Origin of the sequence: Falseniella ignava (assembly GCF_002847645.1) — a bacterium.
Lineage (GTDB): Bacteria > Bacillota > Bacilli > Lactobacillales > Aerococcaceae > Falseniella > Falseniella ignava.
Genome location: NZ_PKHE01000004.1, coordinates 37901 through 54157, shown reverse-complemented (window position 1 = coordinate 54157; position 16257 = coordinate 37901). Strand labels below are relative to the sequence as shown.

At 39.1% G+C, this 16257-nt stretch carries 14 protein-coding genes and 1 other RNA gene; 9 read left to right on the top strand and 6 right to left on the bottom strand.

Annotated features, from left to right (window positions below; translation table 11 throughout):
- Positions 1-18: 18 nt before the first annotated feature.
- Positions 19-2964 (bottom strand): transglycosylase domain-containing protein, encoded by a 2946-nt coding sequence (locus CYJ57_RS02455; RefSeq protein ID WP_101953939.1) that lies wholly within the window; start codon positions 2962-2964, stop codon positions 19-21.
- A 194-nt stretch (positions 2965-3158) separates the two neighbouring features.
- Between CYJ57_RS02455 and CYJ57_RS02450 the strand changes: the two genes are divergently transcribed.
- Positions 3159-4061, top strand: a complete 903-nt coding sequence (locus tag CYJ57_RS02450; protein WP_101953938.1) for a diacylglycerol/lipid kinase family protein — start codon at positions 3159-3161, stop codon at positions 4059-4061.
- Here the strand turns inward: CYJ57_RS02450 and CYJ57_RS02445 are convergent.
- Complete coding sequence (locus CYJ57_RS02445; protein ID WP_219525546.1) at positions 4039-4965, bottom strand: hypothetical protein; 927 nt, start codon at positions 4963-4965, stop codon at positions 4039-4041. The genes CYJ57_RS02450 and CYJ57_RS02445 overlap by 23 nt on opposite strands.
- Positions 4966-5065: 100 nt before the next feature.
- On the opposite strand from CYJ57_RS02445, the gene CYJ57_RS02440 reads away from it, so the two are divergent.
- Positions 5066-5512, top strand: a complete 447-nt coding sequence (locus CYJ57_RS02440; RefSeq protein ID WP_180764357.1) for a ribonuclease HI family protein — start codon at positions 5066-5068, stop codon at positions 5510-5512.
- Here CYJ57_RS02440 and CYJ57_RS02435 read toward each other — a convergent pair.
- The 3 genes from CYJ57_RS02435 to gpsB all read right to left on the bottom strand — a co-directional run bounded on the left by CYJ57_RS02435 (position 5476) and on the right by gpsB (position 7421).
- Entirely contained in the window at positions 5476-6621 is a 1146-nt protein-coding gene (locus CYJ57_RS02435) for a THUMP domain-containing class I SAM-dependent RNA methyltransferase (RefSeq protein WP_101953935.1), read from the bottom strand. The genes CYJ57_RS02440 and CYJ57_RS02435 overlap by 37 nt on opposite strands.
- 65 nt (positions 6622-6686) lie before the next feature.
- An RNA gene (gene rnpB, locus CYJ57_RS02430) (RNase P RNA component class B) lies at positions 6687-7049 on the bottom strand.
- Between the two features lie 15 nt (positions 7050-7064).
- Entirely contained in the window at positions 7065-7421 is a 357-nt protein-coding gene (gpsB, locus tag CYJ57_RS02425) for a cell division regulator GpsB (RefSeq protein WP_006701413.1), read from the bottom strand.
- A 184-nt stretch (positions 7422-7605) separates the two neighbouring features.
- On the opposite strand from gpsB, the gene CYJ57_RS02420 reads away from it, so the two are divergent.
- From CYJ57_RS02420 to dtd, 6 genes are all read left to right on the top strand, one after another.
- On the top strand, positions 7606-8064 hold the full coding sequence (locus tag CYJ57_RS02420; protein WP_101953934.1) for a hypothetical protein: 459 nt from the start codon (positions 7606-7608) through the stop codon (positions 8062-8064).
- Between the two features lie 65 nt (positions 8065-8129).
- The gene (locus CYJ57_RS02415; protein ID WP_180764356.1) at positions 8130-9032 is read left to right on the top strand and encodes a 50S ribosomal protein L11 methyltransferase; all 903 of its coding nucleotides are present in this window, start codon (positions 8130-8132) and stop codon (positions 9030-9032) included.
- A 6-nt stretch (positions 9033-9038) separates the two neighbouring features.
- Positions 9039-9782: a 16S rRNA (uracil(1498)-N(3))-methyltransferase gene (locus CYJ57_RS02410; protein WP_101953932.1), complete on the top strand. Its 744-nt coding sequence runs from the start codon at positions 9039-9041 to the stop codon at positions 9780-9782.
- A 16-nt stretch (positions 9783-9798) separates the two neighbouring features.
- Positions 9799-10443: a deoxyribose-phosphate aldolase gene (gene deoC / locus CYJ57_RS02405; protein ID WP_101953931.1), complete on the top strand. Its 645-nt coding sequence runs from the start codon at positions 9799-9801 to the stop codon at positions 10441-10443.
- A gap of 97 nt (positions 10444-10540) precedes the next feature.
- Positions 10541-12679, top strand: a complete 2139-nt coding sequence (locus CYJ57_RS02400) for a RelA/SpoT family protein (RefSeq protein ID WP_101953960.1) — start codon at positions 10541-10543, stop codon at positions 12677-12679.
- 12 nt (positions 12680-12691) lie between these two features.
- Positions 12692-13144: a D-aminoacyl-tRNA deacylase gene (dtd, locus tag CYJ57_RS02395; RefSeq protein ID WP_101953930.1), complete on the top strand. Its 453-nt coding sequence runs from the start codon at positions 12692-12694 to the stop codon at positions 13142-13144.
- Positions 13145-13186: 42 nt separating this feature from the next.
- Here the strand turns inward: dtd and CYJ57_RS02390 are convergent, their stop codons facing one another.
- Complete coding sequence (locus tag CYJ57_RS02390) at positions 13187-14557, bottom strand: N-acetylmuramoyl-L-alanine amidase family protein (RefSeq protein ID WP_101953929.1); 1371 nt, start codon at positions 14555-14557, stop codon at positions 13187-13189.
- A 379-nt stretch (positions 14558-14936) separates the two neighbouring features.
- Here CYJ57_RS02390 and hisS point away from each other — a divergent pair, with 379 nt between their 5' ends.
- Entirely contained in the window at positions 14937-16256 is a 1320-nt protein-coding gene (hisS, locus tag CYJ57_RS02385; protein ID WP_101953928.1) for a histidine--tRNA ligase, read from the top strand.
- Position 16257 lies beyond the last annotated feature (1 nt).

Sequence of the window (16257 nt, the reverse complement as noted above, 5' to 3'; positions counted from 1 at the left end):
GTTAATGTGGTTAAATGCCTATTGATCATTACTTGAAGTATCTTCAGAGACTTCTTCTGAAGCTTCTTGAGTCGTTTCTTCATCATCTTCAGTCGTCGTTTCTTGTTGTTGCTGCTGTTGTCTTAACTTATACTCTAGGCTGGCTTGTTGTGACCAGAATGAATATTGTTCTTCTTCTGTCGCCCCAAATAAGAAATTACTTGTTAAGGGTGGGGCCGGGTTGGTAATCTTGAAGAGCTCACTCTTCAGCGGTCCAGAGAGATTATAAGTTTGACCGTTAACGATGGTAGTTCCAGGTAGTGTACCGGTAAGTTCAACGATTTCTTGTTGGATAACCGATTCAGGTTGCTGGAAGGTTTGCTCTGTACCAAAGATATCAGGGCGTAAATTGTAAAGATCATTAACAATCTTAGCCCAATATATTTGGCTTCGAACGGATTCTAATCCGAATCCATCATTTACATCAATCGTATAGTCTTGATATCTTGAATCATAGCCAATCCAAGAACCAATGGTTACTTTAGGAGTCGAACCGAGAACCCAAATATCTTTTGAGTGCTCACTAATTCCGGTTTTCATAATCCAGTCTGCAGTAAAGGCAAGATTTTCATTGGCTGTGCGTCCTGTCCCTTGAGACAAGGTGTCTCGTAACATATCAACCATTAAATAATTGGTATCTTCGCTGAAGACATCTTTAGCCGGCGTATCTTGTTGGAAAATCACATTACCAAACGCATCTTCAATTCGTTCAATAAAGTAACCTTCAATATACTTACCCCCATTAGCAAAGGTCGTAAAGGCCCGGGTCTCTTCGAAGACGGTCGGTCCAGTTGTGACACCCCCAATGGAGAAGGCTAAGTTCTGTGTATCCTCATAGGTGTAACTATCGACGGTGTTGAAGCCCATTTGCGCTAAGTAGTCAATAATTGGCACACCACGTTGAATGAGATCGTTGTAGACTCGAATCGCAGGTAAGTTGTCTGAACGTAGTAAGGCTCTACGAACGGTAATATTTGTATTACTTATCGCATTACCATAGTTAGTTGGAGCCCAGTAGCTGCCATCTTCGTATTCTTCGATAAAGGCTGTATCGGGTACAACAGTGGCCGGGTTAATTAAATTATTTTCAATCGCGGGTCCGTAAACTGCCAGCGGCTTAATGGTTGAACCTGGTGAACGTCGCATGCTGAAAGCATGGTCAATCTGGTTATTTTCAAAGTCTGTTCCGGCAACAAAGCCTAAGACTTTACCGGTAGCATTCTCAATTACAACCATTCCAGTTTGAACAGATTCTACATAGTAAGTCTCATGGCCAGTCTCAGGATCGGTATAGATACCGTCATAGGTAACACCAATTTGGTCGTTATAGGCTTGGGCAGAGACTTGTAGTTGATCATAAATTTCTCGGTCAATGGTTGAATAGACTTTATAACCACCGAGTTGCAGTTGTTTTTCAGCCTCAAAGTAATACTCATTATACCAATCATCATCTTGATAGACTTCTTGCCAAGATAGATTATCGGCTTGAATCTTCATCAGCATTAATTTCTCAATTGCACCTTTCATAATGGTGTTATAGAGATAGGACTGACGTTCTTCTTGACGCGGAACCATCGGTAAGAAGTCTTTCGTAATATCGTGTTGCTTAGCTTCTTCGTATTGTTCCTTAGTAATCTTTTGTTCACGGTACATCCGGAATAAAACTTCATGCATTCGTTCAATACCATCGGTTAAATCTTCACGTAAATGACCATATTGATTATATGGCGTATAGTTATAAGGAGCTTGAGGTAATCCCACTAGGAATGCTGCTTGGGGAAGGGTAACCTCACTTGGCTTAACTCCGAAAATACCTTCTGCAGCTTTGCCAATTCCCGCAATATTATCACCATTGTTGTTGCGTCCAAAGGAAGCAACGTTGAGATAAGCGGTTAAAATTTCATCTTTAGAGAAGTAATTCTCAACACGTAAAGCTAATAGAATCTCATTGGCTTTCCGGAAGAATGTAACTTCATCAGTCAATAATTGTTGTTTCACTAATTGTTGAGTTAAGGTAGATCCTCCGGTACCTGATCCTGTGAGTAGATTTTCAATGGTCGCTCGGATAATGGCTTTAGGCACAACGCCAGGATGCTCTCTAAAGTGCTCGTCTTCTGTAGCGATTAATCCATCAATAATGAATGGTGAAATATCTTCAAGTTCTGTAATCGAGCGTACAATATCCGTTCGAACATTCGCAATCGGTTCGCCGCTCGCATAATATAACGTACTCTGTTGTTCTAAATGGTTAATCTTAGCGGCCATTTCTTCACGGCTTGGTGGTGGGGTATCAGAGACTAGGTTCGCAAAGTAACCAATGCCAATACCTCCAACAAGAGCTCCACCTAATAAAAGGATTACAAGAGCGATGAGTAATAGCTTTCCAAATACTCCTAAGACAATATTTAAAATCATCTGACTTTTTTCTTTCGCAGTATATTGGCTTAAAGAATAGTTCGATGGACCAGTATCTTTTGAGCTAGTTTTTGATCTTGAACGAGCTTTTTTCTTTTGTGAATCATTAGAGGGTTCTTCAGCCCCAGTCTGAGAAGTAGGACGCTTAAACCAACTTTCTAAAGAAGGACGAGCTTTTTTGCGGTTTCGCCGAGATGGGAGCTCCGTTGTTCGACGACCGTCTATGTGATGTTTCTCCGACATCGTGTTCGAGTTAGCTTGTTGTCGTTTCTCAAGATTTTGACGATGCGCAGCTTTAATCGCGTCTTGTTTATTTAATTTTTTATTGAGTGCTTTTCGATCGATGACTTTAGTTAATTCTTGATTAGTATCATCCGATTTTTTTGGAGGTGAGAATTTATGGACTTGAGTCGCTTCTAAATTCTCTTTGATCTCAGGTGCCTTATGCTTGGATTGATTTATTTTATTTTTTGATTGAAGATTATTTTGATTCGAATCTTTTGAATCCATGCCAATATCCACCATCCTTTCGCAATAATATAAAATATACATATCGAATACACTATATTAGTGAATCGCACATTGTCGCTTTCAATTATACTATAAATGAAATGAGTTGAATGAAAACTTGTTAAAGTGTAATCTAAATGATATATTAACAGTTTTTTTATTTTATTTCATGTTATGAATATCGGGGGAAGCTTATGTTCTCAAAAGTATTAATTGTATGTAATCCATCAGCTGGTAAAGGCGAGTCTCCAAGATATGGGGAGTTACTTGCAAAACAATTAAAAGAGCATTATGGGGCAGTCTGTCATATCAAAATTTCACAATCCGCCGAAGATATCTATCGCGAGTGTATGACGGCTTCGAATCGAGGATACAAGACAGTAATCTGTCTTGGGGGTGATGGTACCTTAACGCTAGCTGCGAATGGTCTGATGCAAAATTCTGAGCGTCCTATTTTTGGCTTTATCCCGTTAGGAACAGCGAACGATTTAGCGCGCGCTTTGAAATTAAACTTAAATCCAAACCAACTGATCGAAGAATATTCCAAGGTCACAACAAAATTTATCGATGTGGGACGAATTAATGATGAATACTTTATTAACGTTGTAGCGATTGGGGCGCTTCCTGATACAGTGATGAATACGTCAAGTGAAGATAAAGAGCGAATGGGCTTTATGGCTTATGTCCGAGAAGGGGTGCAGACATTTTTTGATCAAGATGGCATGACGCTGCGAATTCAATCTATGGAGGGCGAGCTGCATCAACTTACAACAAATTTAGTCATTGTGGGATTAACAAATAGCGTGGGGAGTTTCCAGCAAATGATTCCGCATGCAAAGGTAGATGACGGATTGATTCATCTTATCGCAGTTAAAGGAGATACAACACTGGATACGATCCGTGCCGCCGTTGATTATAAGCGAGACACGACAGACCAATCTCATTATCTAACACTATCAAGTCAAAAAATAACCATCGAACAAGTCGATGGTATGGAGCGGTTTGTGAATGTTGATGGTAATAGTGGACCTGTATTGCCCATTGAATTAGAGGCACTTCCATCTGCTTTACAAGTTATTGTCCCTCAGGGGGAGTAGTCTCGTGTTCGAGTAAAAATGCCGCATAGTCCTTTAAGATGCGCGAAAAATGTTGCGCAGTAGTGGGATCATTTTGAATGGTGCCTGATTTAGAGGATTGGTGCTGAAATAACTGATTCAGCCAGGTCGGTAAATAATCTCGCCATTCGTCCAACTTCGGATAGAAACTCCGAGCACTGTATTGAAATAAATCAAAGGTGCTCTCTGCCAAATGGGGATCAAATTGATCAAAGAAGTCTTGAAAAATATCGCATCCATGCAGATATTGAGAGCTTTCGCTGAGCATCGGTAATTTTGACGTATTGACTTCAATTCTTTCACCAAACCAGTAAAGCTCCAATTCAGTAGGAGCTTGGTTTTGGATAAACCATTCTAGGATGAATGATTTATTATAATTATCGAGAGATTCAAGTAGTAAGAGTTGTTGCATTAGCGCAGGTAAATTTTCGTGGTTTGATTGTCTCAAGTATTGCAAGATTTGTTGAAGTGATAAGTTCGTTTTTTGCGTGAATTGTTGGAAAATATCGTCAGGATTATCAGTCGATAAATTCAATGTATCGAGTATCGATTCAAGGGATTCAATTTGTCGAAATCGCTCGATCGCAAAATTAATCGACGATAAGAGCTCTGTATCAGCATAGTGGTCTTTCAAGGCATATAGTGTCAATAAAGACTGTGATCGATAAGGCATCAAAGCTTGCGACTCAATATAACTTTTCGCCAAAGAAGTTGATTGAATAAAATCATCGGTTGATGCAGGATAGTCCTGCCATAGTTGTTTGATTGCTTTGTGATCTTTTTGATCGAGATAGATTGCAACTAATTCGTTAAAAATACTCATATCGTACTGATGTTCAAGGCTTTGGCGAAGGATTAGTTCGGCTTGCGCAACTTTATGATTCATTAGTAAATTTTGACTTCGTTTTAAATCATTTTCACTAGAGTGAGGGAAAGGAATTGGATTCATAAACAACCTTTCTAATAAGAATTTAGGGGGAGACAATGTGATTCAAATATATACGGATGCTGCCTATCATCCCGTCCAAAAAACCGCAGGAATTGGGATTGTCATCGATGGCGCTCAACGCTACCAATATCAATATTATTTAACCGATGTGGATGATAATCATCAAGCGGAATTTGCGGCTGCGATAATCGCAATGCATCACTTAAAGGGCATTGCATCCCCAATAGAGTTAATTCAGTATCAATCGGACAGTCAAATCGTAATTGATTCGATTCACAAGCGTTATGCTAAAAAAGAACGCTATGAACGGCTCCTTGAGAATTTACTTCGGTATATTGATGCGTATTCTTTGTTCTTTGCAAAGTGGGTCAGCGAGCGAGACAATCGCTACGCCGATCAACTAGCACGGCAAGCATTGCATCAAGCGAAAGAGGGGATTCCCATTGATCAATTATGGCTGCGATTTGATTGTGACCAGAATTGATAGTAAGTGACTTTAAGTGCACCGTTGTATAATTTTCTTTTCTTATTCGCGACTTGGCCGTAATAAGTTTCAAAGTCATCGTCGCTGGTTAAGATATATTTACTCCAAGTCGTCAGCGGATTTAGACGTTCACCCATCGTTCGGTACAGTTCATGAACGCTTTCTTCATCCATTAGACGGTCTCCGTATGGTGGATTGGTGATTAGTAGAGCATATTCATCCGTTGGATAGAAATCATTAATTTGCATCTGCTTGAATTGAATGGATTCTCCAACACCCGCTTGATCAGCATTGGCTTTCGCAATTTCAATCATGCGATGGTCAATATCACTACCATAAAGTTGTAGCGCCACGTCGTGATTTATAGATTGGCGTGCTTCAATACGTTGCTGTTCCCAGGGGTTTTCAGTTTGATTGAGGAGTTGCCATTTCTCAGCAGCAAAATGACGGTACAGTCCTGGCGCGATATTATGCCCCATTAATGCCGCCTCAATTAGGATTGTCCCGGAACCACACATCGGATCATATAAGGGGCGGTCAGGATACCAAGTCGTCAGTTGGATTAAGGCTGCAGCCATATTTTCTTTTAGTGGGGCGCCTCCTTTTTCTTCACGGTAGCCACGTTTAAATAAGCTTGTTCCACTCGCATCCAGTGTAATTCGGACGACGTCTTTTCGAATCGCTACTTCGATTGGGTAATAGTCTCCTGTTTCTGGCAAGAATTGTCGGCGGTGATAGTAATCTTGTAATTTCTTGCTAATAGCTTTTTTAACGATCCGTTGAACGTTTGGCACACTATGCAAGGTTGATTTGATGGATTTACCACTTACGGGAAATTCGCCGTCTAGTGGGATGATATCCTCCCAAGGTAGAGCGTACGTTTGATCAAATAAGGATTCGAACGTTTTTGCTTGAAACTCTCCGTATAATATTTTGACACGGTCAGCTGTTCGTAACCATAAGTTTGTCCGAGCGATATCGTGGGCGTTGCCTTGGAATTTGACAAGGCCATTTTCAGTCTGAGTTTCATAGCCTAAGGCTTGTAATTCCTTAGCGACTAGTCCTTCGATTCCTGCTGCAGCCGTTGCAATAAGTTGATATTGTTGCATAAGTGCCTCCTTCTCTTATTAAAAAAGACTCTGATAACCAGAGTCATTACCTATGAGTAGTAAATTTCTATAAGCCATGTTCTGTCCATCACGAAGACATAGGAATCATCGTGATGGGATAACCATCTATCTACAAATAAATTTGTCTCTCTCGTAAGTTGAATTCCTGTTAGAGAGAGTGCCCCTACCTTAGTTTGGGTTGCTCGCTCGAGGGGTTTACCCGTTCCATTCTTATTATTTCTAATAAGACTCGTCTCTGTGGCACCTTAGAGCTGACTAAACCATTGCACTAGGCCTTAGGTTGTTTAGCTGCCGTAAGTATAAATACTCCCTTAGCTTATTGTTTCGCTAAGCACGAACACTACAAGCATCTCAGCTTGTGCGAGCATGGACTTTCCTCAGCTGATACGCCGCGATTATCCGAAATTTACTATAGCTTAAAATTAAAATTTGGTTGATTGTGTGTAATCAATCGTATTGTCGGTATTATCGATTTTTGAACCGAAAACATGCTTTTCAAGGTTTGATAAACGTTTCAAAATATCAAAGTTGGTGACGCCGCTACCTGGTGAAGTAGGGACATTCTTTTTAGCTAAAGCAAGCTGTTTAGATAATTCATCAACTTTGCTAATTAATCGTTCATTTTCATTTTTTAAATAGGCGACATCTTTTTGGAAAGAATCGTAATCACGAATAATACTATCTAAATATTCATCAACTTCAGCGGTATTATATCCACGCATTGAGCGATTGAATTCTTTTTGTAAAATATCTTTTGCCGTTAAATTTTTTTCTGCCATGTCGATCACCTCATAATTCTTTGGACTAATATCTCTTAATTTATGGCATTTGGCCAATCATAAAGTCATAAAAATTATATCGTTATTCCTTCTAAATAGCAAATAAAAAATAAGTTGGTCGATATTGGATTGCTAAACATTCACGAGTCATTCATAATAGTATTATGATAAGCGAGGTGAAGTGATGTATAATGTATATATATTGGATGTTTTAGAAGACTTAATGGAGGCAGCTTACTTTCATTGTGAGTGGGGAATTAGTTGGGTTAACAACCAAGAATTTATTACGATTCAATTTCAATACCCCTTAAAAGATGAATTGCTGCCGAACCATCCGTTTGAAACACCTGTGTATGTTTATCAATTAATTTTATACAATTCAAATGCGATTGATCAGTTGCAATTTCATCAATCTCATACGATTCCCATCGATGATAAGCAAGGGATTGCGATTGGAGAATTGTACTGTATTGTAGAATATACTCGACGGCAAGTGGCTAAGATAAGACTTCAGCTCCATGAACAGCCTTTTAGTGAGGAGCTCAACTTGATTCAGTGGAATAACTGTGAGTATCAACGCCTCGTTCAGACGATGAAGCAGTCGGGTCGCTATAATCCCAAACGGGTTTATTTCCCGTATTAAAGGAGAGGGTTAAAATTAAATATTGGTATCAATACATTATCACTATTCCGCAAGGACACAATCTCTTGATTGAAGAAATCACTGATTATGCAAACGAGTTAGGTGCGAGCGGAGTCGAAGTGAAAAATGCTGTCACATATATGAATACATCCGATCAAGACTGGTTTGGTGAGATTCCACTAGAACTTTCAGAGAGTCAACGCGAACAACCCATTCAACTCATCGTCTACTATGAAAAAGATGATTTTCAAGCTGAGTGGTGTGGGTGGTTGGAACAACGACTTCTTGGGGAATATGTTCTAGAAGTAGAAAAAATGCAAGAAGAAAATTGGCAACAAAATTGGATGGACTATTACGAAATTAAGCATCTAACTGATCGCTTGGTAGCTGTGCCAAAGTGGCTAAGTTATGAATGCCAACCGGGAGAACATGTGATTATATTGAACCCAGGAATGTCATTTGGTACGGGACATCATGCAACCACTGAAACGATTACGCAAGCAATTCAATCGGTATTGCAACCCGGTGATAAAGTTATCGATGTCGGTTGTGGTACGGGTATTTTGAGTTTTGCGAGTGCGGCCTTAGGTGCGAGTGAAGTGCTCGGGTTAGACTTGGATGAAATGGCGGTAAAATCAGCTCAGGAAAATATGGCTTATCAAACCGATACAGCAATTTGTGATTTGGTACAAAGTAATCGGTTAAACTTTAAACAAAATGATTTATTGGTTGATATTGACCAACCTGCTGATCTGATTGTAGCCAATATTTTACCGCATATTCTTGTTCGAATGTTCGAAGATGCAACCCGATTACTCAGTGAGGGGGGCTACTTGATATTGGGTGGAATTCTACAAGATAAATTACCATCTATCCAAGAGGATTTAACGACGTATCCTTTTGAATGGGTAGCATCATATCCATTAAATGATTGGGTATCCATCGTATATCGTCGAATTTCGAGGTGAATTTGGATGCAACAATATTTTTATTCTGATCGATTACAGACAGGGGACCGATTTCAACTTAATCAAGATGATATGCACCATATCATTAATGTTATGCGATTAAAAAGTCAGGAGATTATTCATGTAGTTGATTCAGAGCGTCAGACGTATCGCTGTCAGCTCCAAGCACTACCGGAAAAAGAATGGGAACTTGAGACATTAGACCAAGTTTATTTTGAACGTGAATTACCAGTTAAAGTCATTGTAGCTTGTGGTTTATCTAAAAATGATAAGCTAGATTGGATTGTTCAAAAAGCAACCGAAACAGGTATGATGGAATTTATTCCATTAGTATTAAGACGAGATGTAGTGAAATGGGAGCCCAAAAAAGCTCAAAAACGTGTTGAACGACTCCAAAAAATTGCTAAAGAAGCAGCGCAACAAAGTAAACGAGAAATAATTCCCTACGTCCATAACCTGATGACGCTACAAGAAATGACGAAGATGATCCAAGCAGATCATCGCTGGGTAATGTATGAAGATACCGCAAAAAGTGGGCAACATGGGGCATTAAAAATAGCCTTCGAATCCGTTAAATCCACTGACAGCATTATCGCTGTATTTGGTTCTGAAGGAGGATTTGATCCATCGGAGATTCAATATTTAAATGAACAAAACTACTTAAGTTGTAGTTTAGGTCCACGTATTCTCAGAGCAGAGACAGCGCCAATCTATTTATTAAGTGCTTTAAGTTATCAATTAGAATTATAAGAGAGGAAGTACCTTTATGAAATTAAATAAATTAATCGACCACACATTATTAAAAGCTGATGCAACTTCAGCACAAATTAAACAACTCTGTCAAGAAGCAAAAGACTATGACTTCAAGTCTGTCTGTGTTAATCCGGCATTTGTACCACAAGCGGCTGAATTATTAAAGGGGAGTGACGTTGAAGTTTGTACCGTCATTGGGTTCCCTCTTGGAGCGAATACGACCGCAACGAAGATTTTCGAAGCGAAAGATGCGATTGCGAACGGTGCCACTGAAGTGGATATGGTAATCAATATTAGTCAAGCGAAAGATGGACAATGGGAAGCTGTTGAAGAAGAAATTAAACAAATTGCAGAAGCTGTTAAAGGCAAAGCTATTTTAAAAGTGATTGTTGAGACAGCGCTTTTAACAGATGAAGAAATCAAAAACGCAACGGAAGCAACTGTTAATGCAGGAGCCGATTTTGTGAAGACTTCAACTGGATTCTCAAATCGCGGTGCTAGCTTAAATGATGTTCAAATAATGAATACTGTTACTCAAGGCAGAATTGGCATCAAAGCGAGCGGTGGCGTAAGCAATCGCCAAGATGCGTTGAATATGGTTGAAGCTGGTGCGACAAGAATTGGCGCTTCAAAAGGAATTCAAATTGTTAGTGAATAAAAACCCAATACAAAATATCAATCAATAGAAGGAGGCGAGCTGAGTGAGAGGTCATGATTTAAGTGCAGAAGAAGTCATCCAATTATGTAGTGAATATATGAATGAGACTAAGGTAGCTTTCATCAAAAAGGCACTCGAGTTTGCCACCCAAGCTCACGAAGGCCAGCTACGACTATCTGGAGAACCTTATATCATTCATAGTATCCAAGTTGCTGGAATTTTAGCAGAGCTACATATGGATCCGGATACGATTGCAACTGGATTCTTACACGATGTGGTTGAAGATACAGAGATTGAACTCGATGAAATTGCGGAACGCTTTAGCGAAACTGTCGCTTTTTTAGTCGACGGGGTTACAAAGTTAGGGAAGTTGAAATTTCAAAGTAAACAGGAAGCCTTAGCTGAGAATCATCGTAAAATGCTACTAGCGATGGCAAAAGATATGCGGGTAATTATCGTGAAATTGGCTGACCGCCTTCACAATATGCGCACGATGAAATATCAAAGCCCTGAGAAACAAATTGAAAAATCGCAAGAAGCGATTGAAATTTACGCACCGTTAGCGGATCGCCTCGGGATTAGCTCGATTAAATGGGAGCTCGAAGATATTGCGTTACGCTATATTAATAAAGACGCTTACTATGATATTGTGAAGAAAATGGATAGTAAGCGAGTTGAACGGGAAGCTTTTATTGAACAAACGATTAAAGATATTCAAGGTTCAATTGAAGATTTGAATATTGAAGCAGAAATTTATGGTAGACCTAAACATATTTATTCAATTTACCGAAAAATGGTTGATCAAAAGAAAGATTTCGATGATATTTATGACTTATTAGCCATTCGGGTGATTGTGCCAACCATCAAAGATTGTTACGCCGTTTTAGGTGCGGTCCATACTCGCTGGAAACCAATGCCTGGTCGATTTAAAGACTATATTGCCATGCCAAAAGCCAATATGTATCAATCAATTCACACGACAGTGATTGGTAACAATGGGAAGCCAGTTGAAATTCAAATTCGTACCCATCAAATGCATCATGTTGCGGAATATGGGGTCGCAGCGCACTGGGCTTATAAAGAAGGCCGAGTCGATAAAGTCGAAGAAGATGACACAATCAAGAAGCAATTAGACTGGTTCCGTGACTTAGTAGAATTACAAGATGCGGCTCGAGATGCGAGCGAGTTTATGGATTTTGTTAAAGAAGATATCTTTAAAGACCAAGTGTATGTCTTTACGCCAAATGGGGATGTCATTGAATTACCAACCGGATCATGCCCCATTGACTTTGCTTACCACATCCATTCTGAGATTGGTAATAAGACAGTGGGCTCAAAGATTAACGGTCAAATCGTCCCGCTGGACTACAAGCTACGTAATGGTGATATTGTAGAGATTTTAACGAATCCTAATTCTAAAGGACCGAGCCGAGATTGGTTGAACTTTACTGCAACAAGTAAAGCTAAAAACCGTATCAAACGGTTCTTCAAGATGGAAGAGCGTGAGCTCAATAGCGAAATAGGGCAAGATATCTTAGAACGCGAACTCAAAGAAATTGGTAGTACCCTAAAAGTAATTACTACGAAGAAAAATGAGCAAGGGATTTTGGAGCGATTTAATTTTGCAACGATTGAAGATGTGTATGCTGCCATTGGATTAGGTGAAATCAGTGCTGCCAGCATTATAAATTATTTAGAAATTAAACCGAAAGCCAAAGAAGCTATCCTTACTCAAAAACAAGTCAAGCCCACTACTCAAAAAACTCAACCTCGCTCTGTTCATGAGAGTGGTGTAGTCGTAGAGGGTGTTGATAATTTAATGATTCGTCTCAGCCGATGCTGTAATCCAGTACCCGGTGATGAGATTGTCGGTTATATTACGCGTGGTCGTGGTATTTCAGTTCATCGTATGGATTGTCCTAACTTAAATGCTGAAGATGATTTAGAAAATCGTCTTATTGAAGTGCATTGGGATCAAGACAGTGAGAACGAGGGAGGCTATGAAGCCAAGATTATTATTGAGGGCTTTGATCGATCAGGGCTTCTAAATGATATCTTACATGTCATTAATCATACTGTGACAAATTTAAATAGCTTTAATGGGAAAGTTAATGAAAATAACGGATCGATTGTAACGATACGGGTATTAGTGAAAAATACTCAGCAATTGGATGAGTTAATGGTCAAATTAAAAAATATTCCGAATGTTTATGAAGTTCGTCGATTATCAAATTAAAGGGTGAATAAATTGCGTATATTGATTCAAAGAAGCCTACAAAGTTCGGTTGAAGTCAATCAACAGACGATTGGCTCGATTGATAAAGGCTTTGTCATTTTAGTTGGGGTTACCCATGATGATGACGCGTCGGATGTCGAATATTGCGTTCGAAAAATTGCCAACTTAAGATTATTCGAAGATGAAGATGGAAAGACAAATCTTTCGTTAAAAGATGTTCAAGGCGAGATATTGTCCATTAGTCAATTCAGTTTATTTGCGAATACTAAGAAAGGGAACCGACCTAGCTTTATCCGGGCTGCCCAACCGGACCATGCAAATCAACTTTACGAAGACTTTAATGAGCAATTAAGAGCGCTAGGTTTTAAAGTTGAAACGGGAGAATTTGGAACGGATATGCAAGTCAAGATTGTTAACGACGGTCCGATGACATTGTTAATTGATTCAAAAGATAGAGACTGGTAAAACAATGACCATCAATCTAAATGATTGATGGTCCTTTGGTTTTTATTTAAAGTAATCTTGTAACCCTTCTGCAATTGCTTGAGCTAATTTACGTTGGTTTTCTTCTTTCGTAAAGTAAGACAAGTCTGCTTCGTGGGTCATATAGCCGAGTTCTAATAATAGACATGGGCGATGATTATCACGTAAGACTTGGAAGTTACCAAAGACAATTCCGTTATTTTCCAATTCGATGGTTTTGAGTCGCTCATTAATTGTTTCAGCAAGCTCGTAATCATTTTCATGGAAATAATAGGTTGCGGTACCTCCCCAAGTCGGGTCATCGAGCGCATCAAAATGGATGGATACAAATGCATCAACTTGATTATCGTTACTCATTTGGGCAATCTCTTCTAAACCAATCATAATATCTTCTTCACGACTCATGATGACACGAGCACCCATTTTTTCTAAAGCTTCTTTTAGATATAAAGCGGTAGGAAGAGTGTAATCTTTCTCATGTAAAGTACCGTCTAAAGAAGAAGTTCCTGGATCCATTCCGCCATGTCCGGCATCGACGTGGATAACTGCTTCACTGATTGAAGCAGGACGTTCGGGTGTTTCATGGCCAATATAATCGCTCGCAAAGGCCACGTGACTTGAATTTAAGTAGCCTTCAGTACCTTCATCATCGCGAACAAAGTAATAATCATGACCTGTTGTATCTTGATTCGTTGACAAGTATTCAAAGCGTTGGTTATAAGTCGGGTGATAAATCACGGGACTTAATCCATCAGGATACTCATAGAGCGCTTGATTATTTTGTCGCATATAAATGATTTTGCTGGCTTCTTCGGGTGTTAAACCCGCTAGTAAATCATTATTTGACGTAATACTTTCGTGGGACTTATCCGGAATATCATTTTGACTTATCAAAGTGACCTCAGAGGTTTTAATATAACCTTGATCATTTTTATAATTTATTTGTAACCAACCATTATTCTCAAAGTTAACTTTAAGGTACTCATCAGCTGGGATTTGATGAATAATCGTCGAGTCAGTATGGGCGCTTTGGTAAAGCGGTGTCGTTTTTTCAATATGTACTGCGAGTTCTGTGTCATCGATAGGTTGATCTTTATTCAATAACCAACTGGGCACATAACCATTTTGTTGTCCATTCACGACAACATTATACCAACCGTTCCGTTCAGAGAGAATTTCAACACGGTCCCCTTTATTTAACGTTGTAATGGCACTACTGTTCGTAGCGGCTCCCACTCTCAATGTGATAGTCTGGTTTTCAATGGTGTAAACTTCTTCACGGACCAGGGCGGTAATGGTCAGCAATGACACAATTGCAAAGGTCATCGCAATAAATAACGGAAAATATTTTTCGGTATAAATTTTGAAAATAAAACGTTGCAAAGATTCAATCATACGGATCCTACCTTATAGTGATGTTAAAGATAATTATAACGTATTTTACGATATAAAACGTCTTTGTCATCGAATAGTAATATATGTCGCCAGAATGAAAAATGTTGACAATTGCTTGATTTAGGCTTAAATTATATCTATATACTTAAATTCGATGAAGCAACTTATATATAGAATAAATCAGAGAGCTACTGGGTGGTGTGAAGTAGTCAGCATTCTGTTTGACATTGTGGAGAAGATTCAGTTCCGTTAACGACGTTATCGTTTGAAGGTAAATCATTTTTTGATTACAAAAATAGGTGGTACCACGTTGTAATGAACGTCCTATGGCTATTTGCCATAGGGCTTTTTTAATGAATATGATAGAGAGGTTGATAAGATGATTAAGAAACCAAAAGGCACCGAAGATATTTTGCCAAGCGAGATTTATATTTGGCAGTACGTTGAAGATACAGCACGAAATGTATTTGAAAGTTATAATTTTGAAGAAATCAGAACACCGATTTTCGAAGACTACGAGTTATTCCAACGTGGTGTGGGCGATGAGACGGATATGGTTTCCAAAGAAATGTATGATTTTGAAGATAAAGGAGGCCGTCGTATCGCGTTACGCCCAGAAGGCACAGCTTCTATCTGCCGAGCTTTTGTACAGCACAAGCTGTTTGGACCAGAATATCCAAAGCCTTATAAGCTCTATTACACGGGACCGATGTTTCGTTATGAACGTCCCCAAGCCGGTCGACAACGTCAATTCAATCAAATGGGTGTCGAAGTTTTAGGGACAGACAATTGTGCGATGGATGTGGAAGTCATGGCGATGGCTTGGGACTTATTTGAGGAATTAGGTTTGACTAATATAAAGCTCGTTATTAATACGATTGGTCATCCAGAAGAGCGTCGTCAGTTTATTGACGCATTAATTGAATATTTAACACCGCACCAAGAGGAGCTGAGTGAAGATTCACGCCGAAGACTTGAGACAAATCCTCTACGTATTTTAGATTCTAAAGACGCAAAGGATCAACAATTATTAGTTAAAGCGCCTAAGATTTCTGATTATTTAAGTCAAGAGAGTCTCGATAATTTTCAAAAGGTTCAATCAATGTTAGAAGCATTAGAGATTCCATACGAGGTAGACCCACTCTTAGTGCGAGGTATTGATTACTATCAAGATACGATTTTTGAAATGATGGTGGAAGATGATTCCATTGGAAGTCAGTCGACCATTTGTGGGGGCGGACGCTACGATGGACTCGTTGAAGAATTAGGTGGACCTTCAACACCAGGTTTTGGCTTTGGAATTGGCTTAGAACGATTAATTTTATTATTAAAAGATCAAAAAGTTGCTGTTCCAGAAAATGAAGCAGTGGATGTTTTCGTTATTTGTATGGGAGAAACCATTGATGCGATGGCGATGGAGATTATTCAAGCAGCTCGACAAGCTGGTTTAAAAGCGGACCGTGATTATATGGGACGCAGTATGAAATCGCAATTTAAGACAGTTGATAGATTGAAAGCAAAAACAGTCATTGTCCTCGGGGAAGACGAAGTTCAATCGCAAAGCTTTACATTGAAAAATACTGAAACACAAAAACAAATTAGCGTTAATTTATCAGATTGGTTAACACAACCGGATGTTTTTTTCCGTCAAATAACGATGGATACATCGGTAATTGATAACTACTTTAAAGGAGAATAGA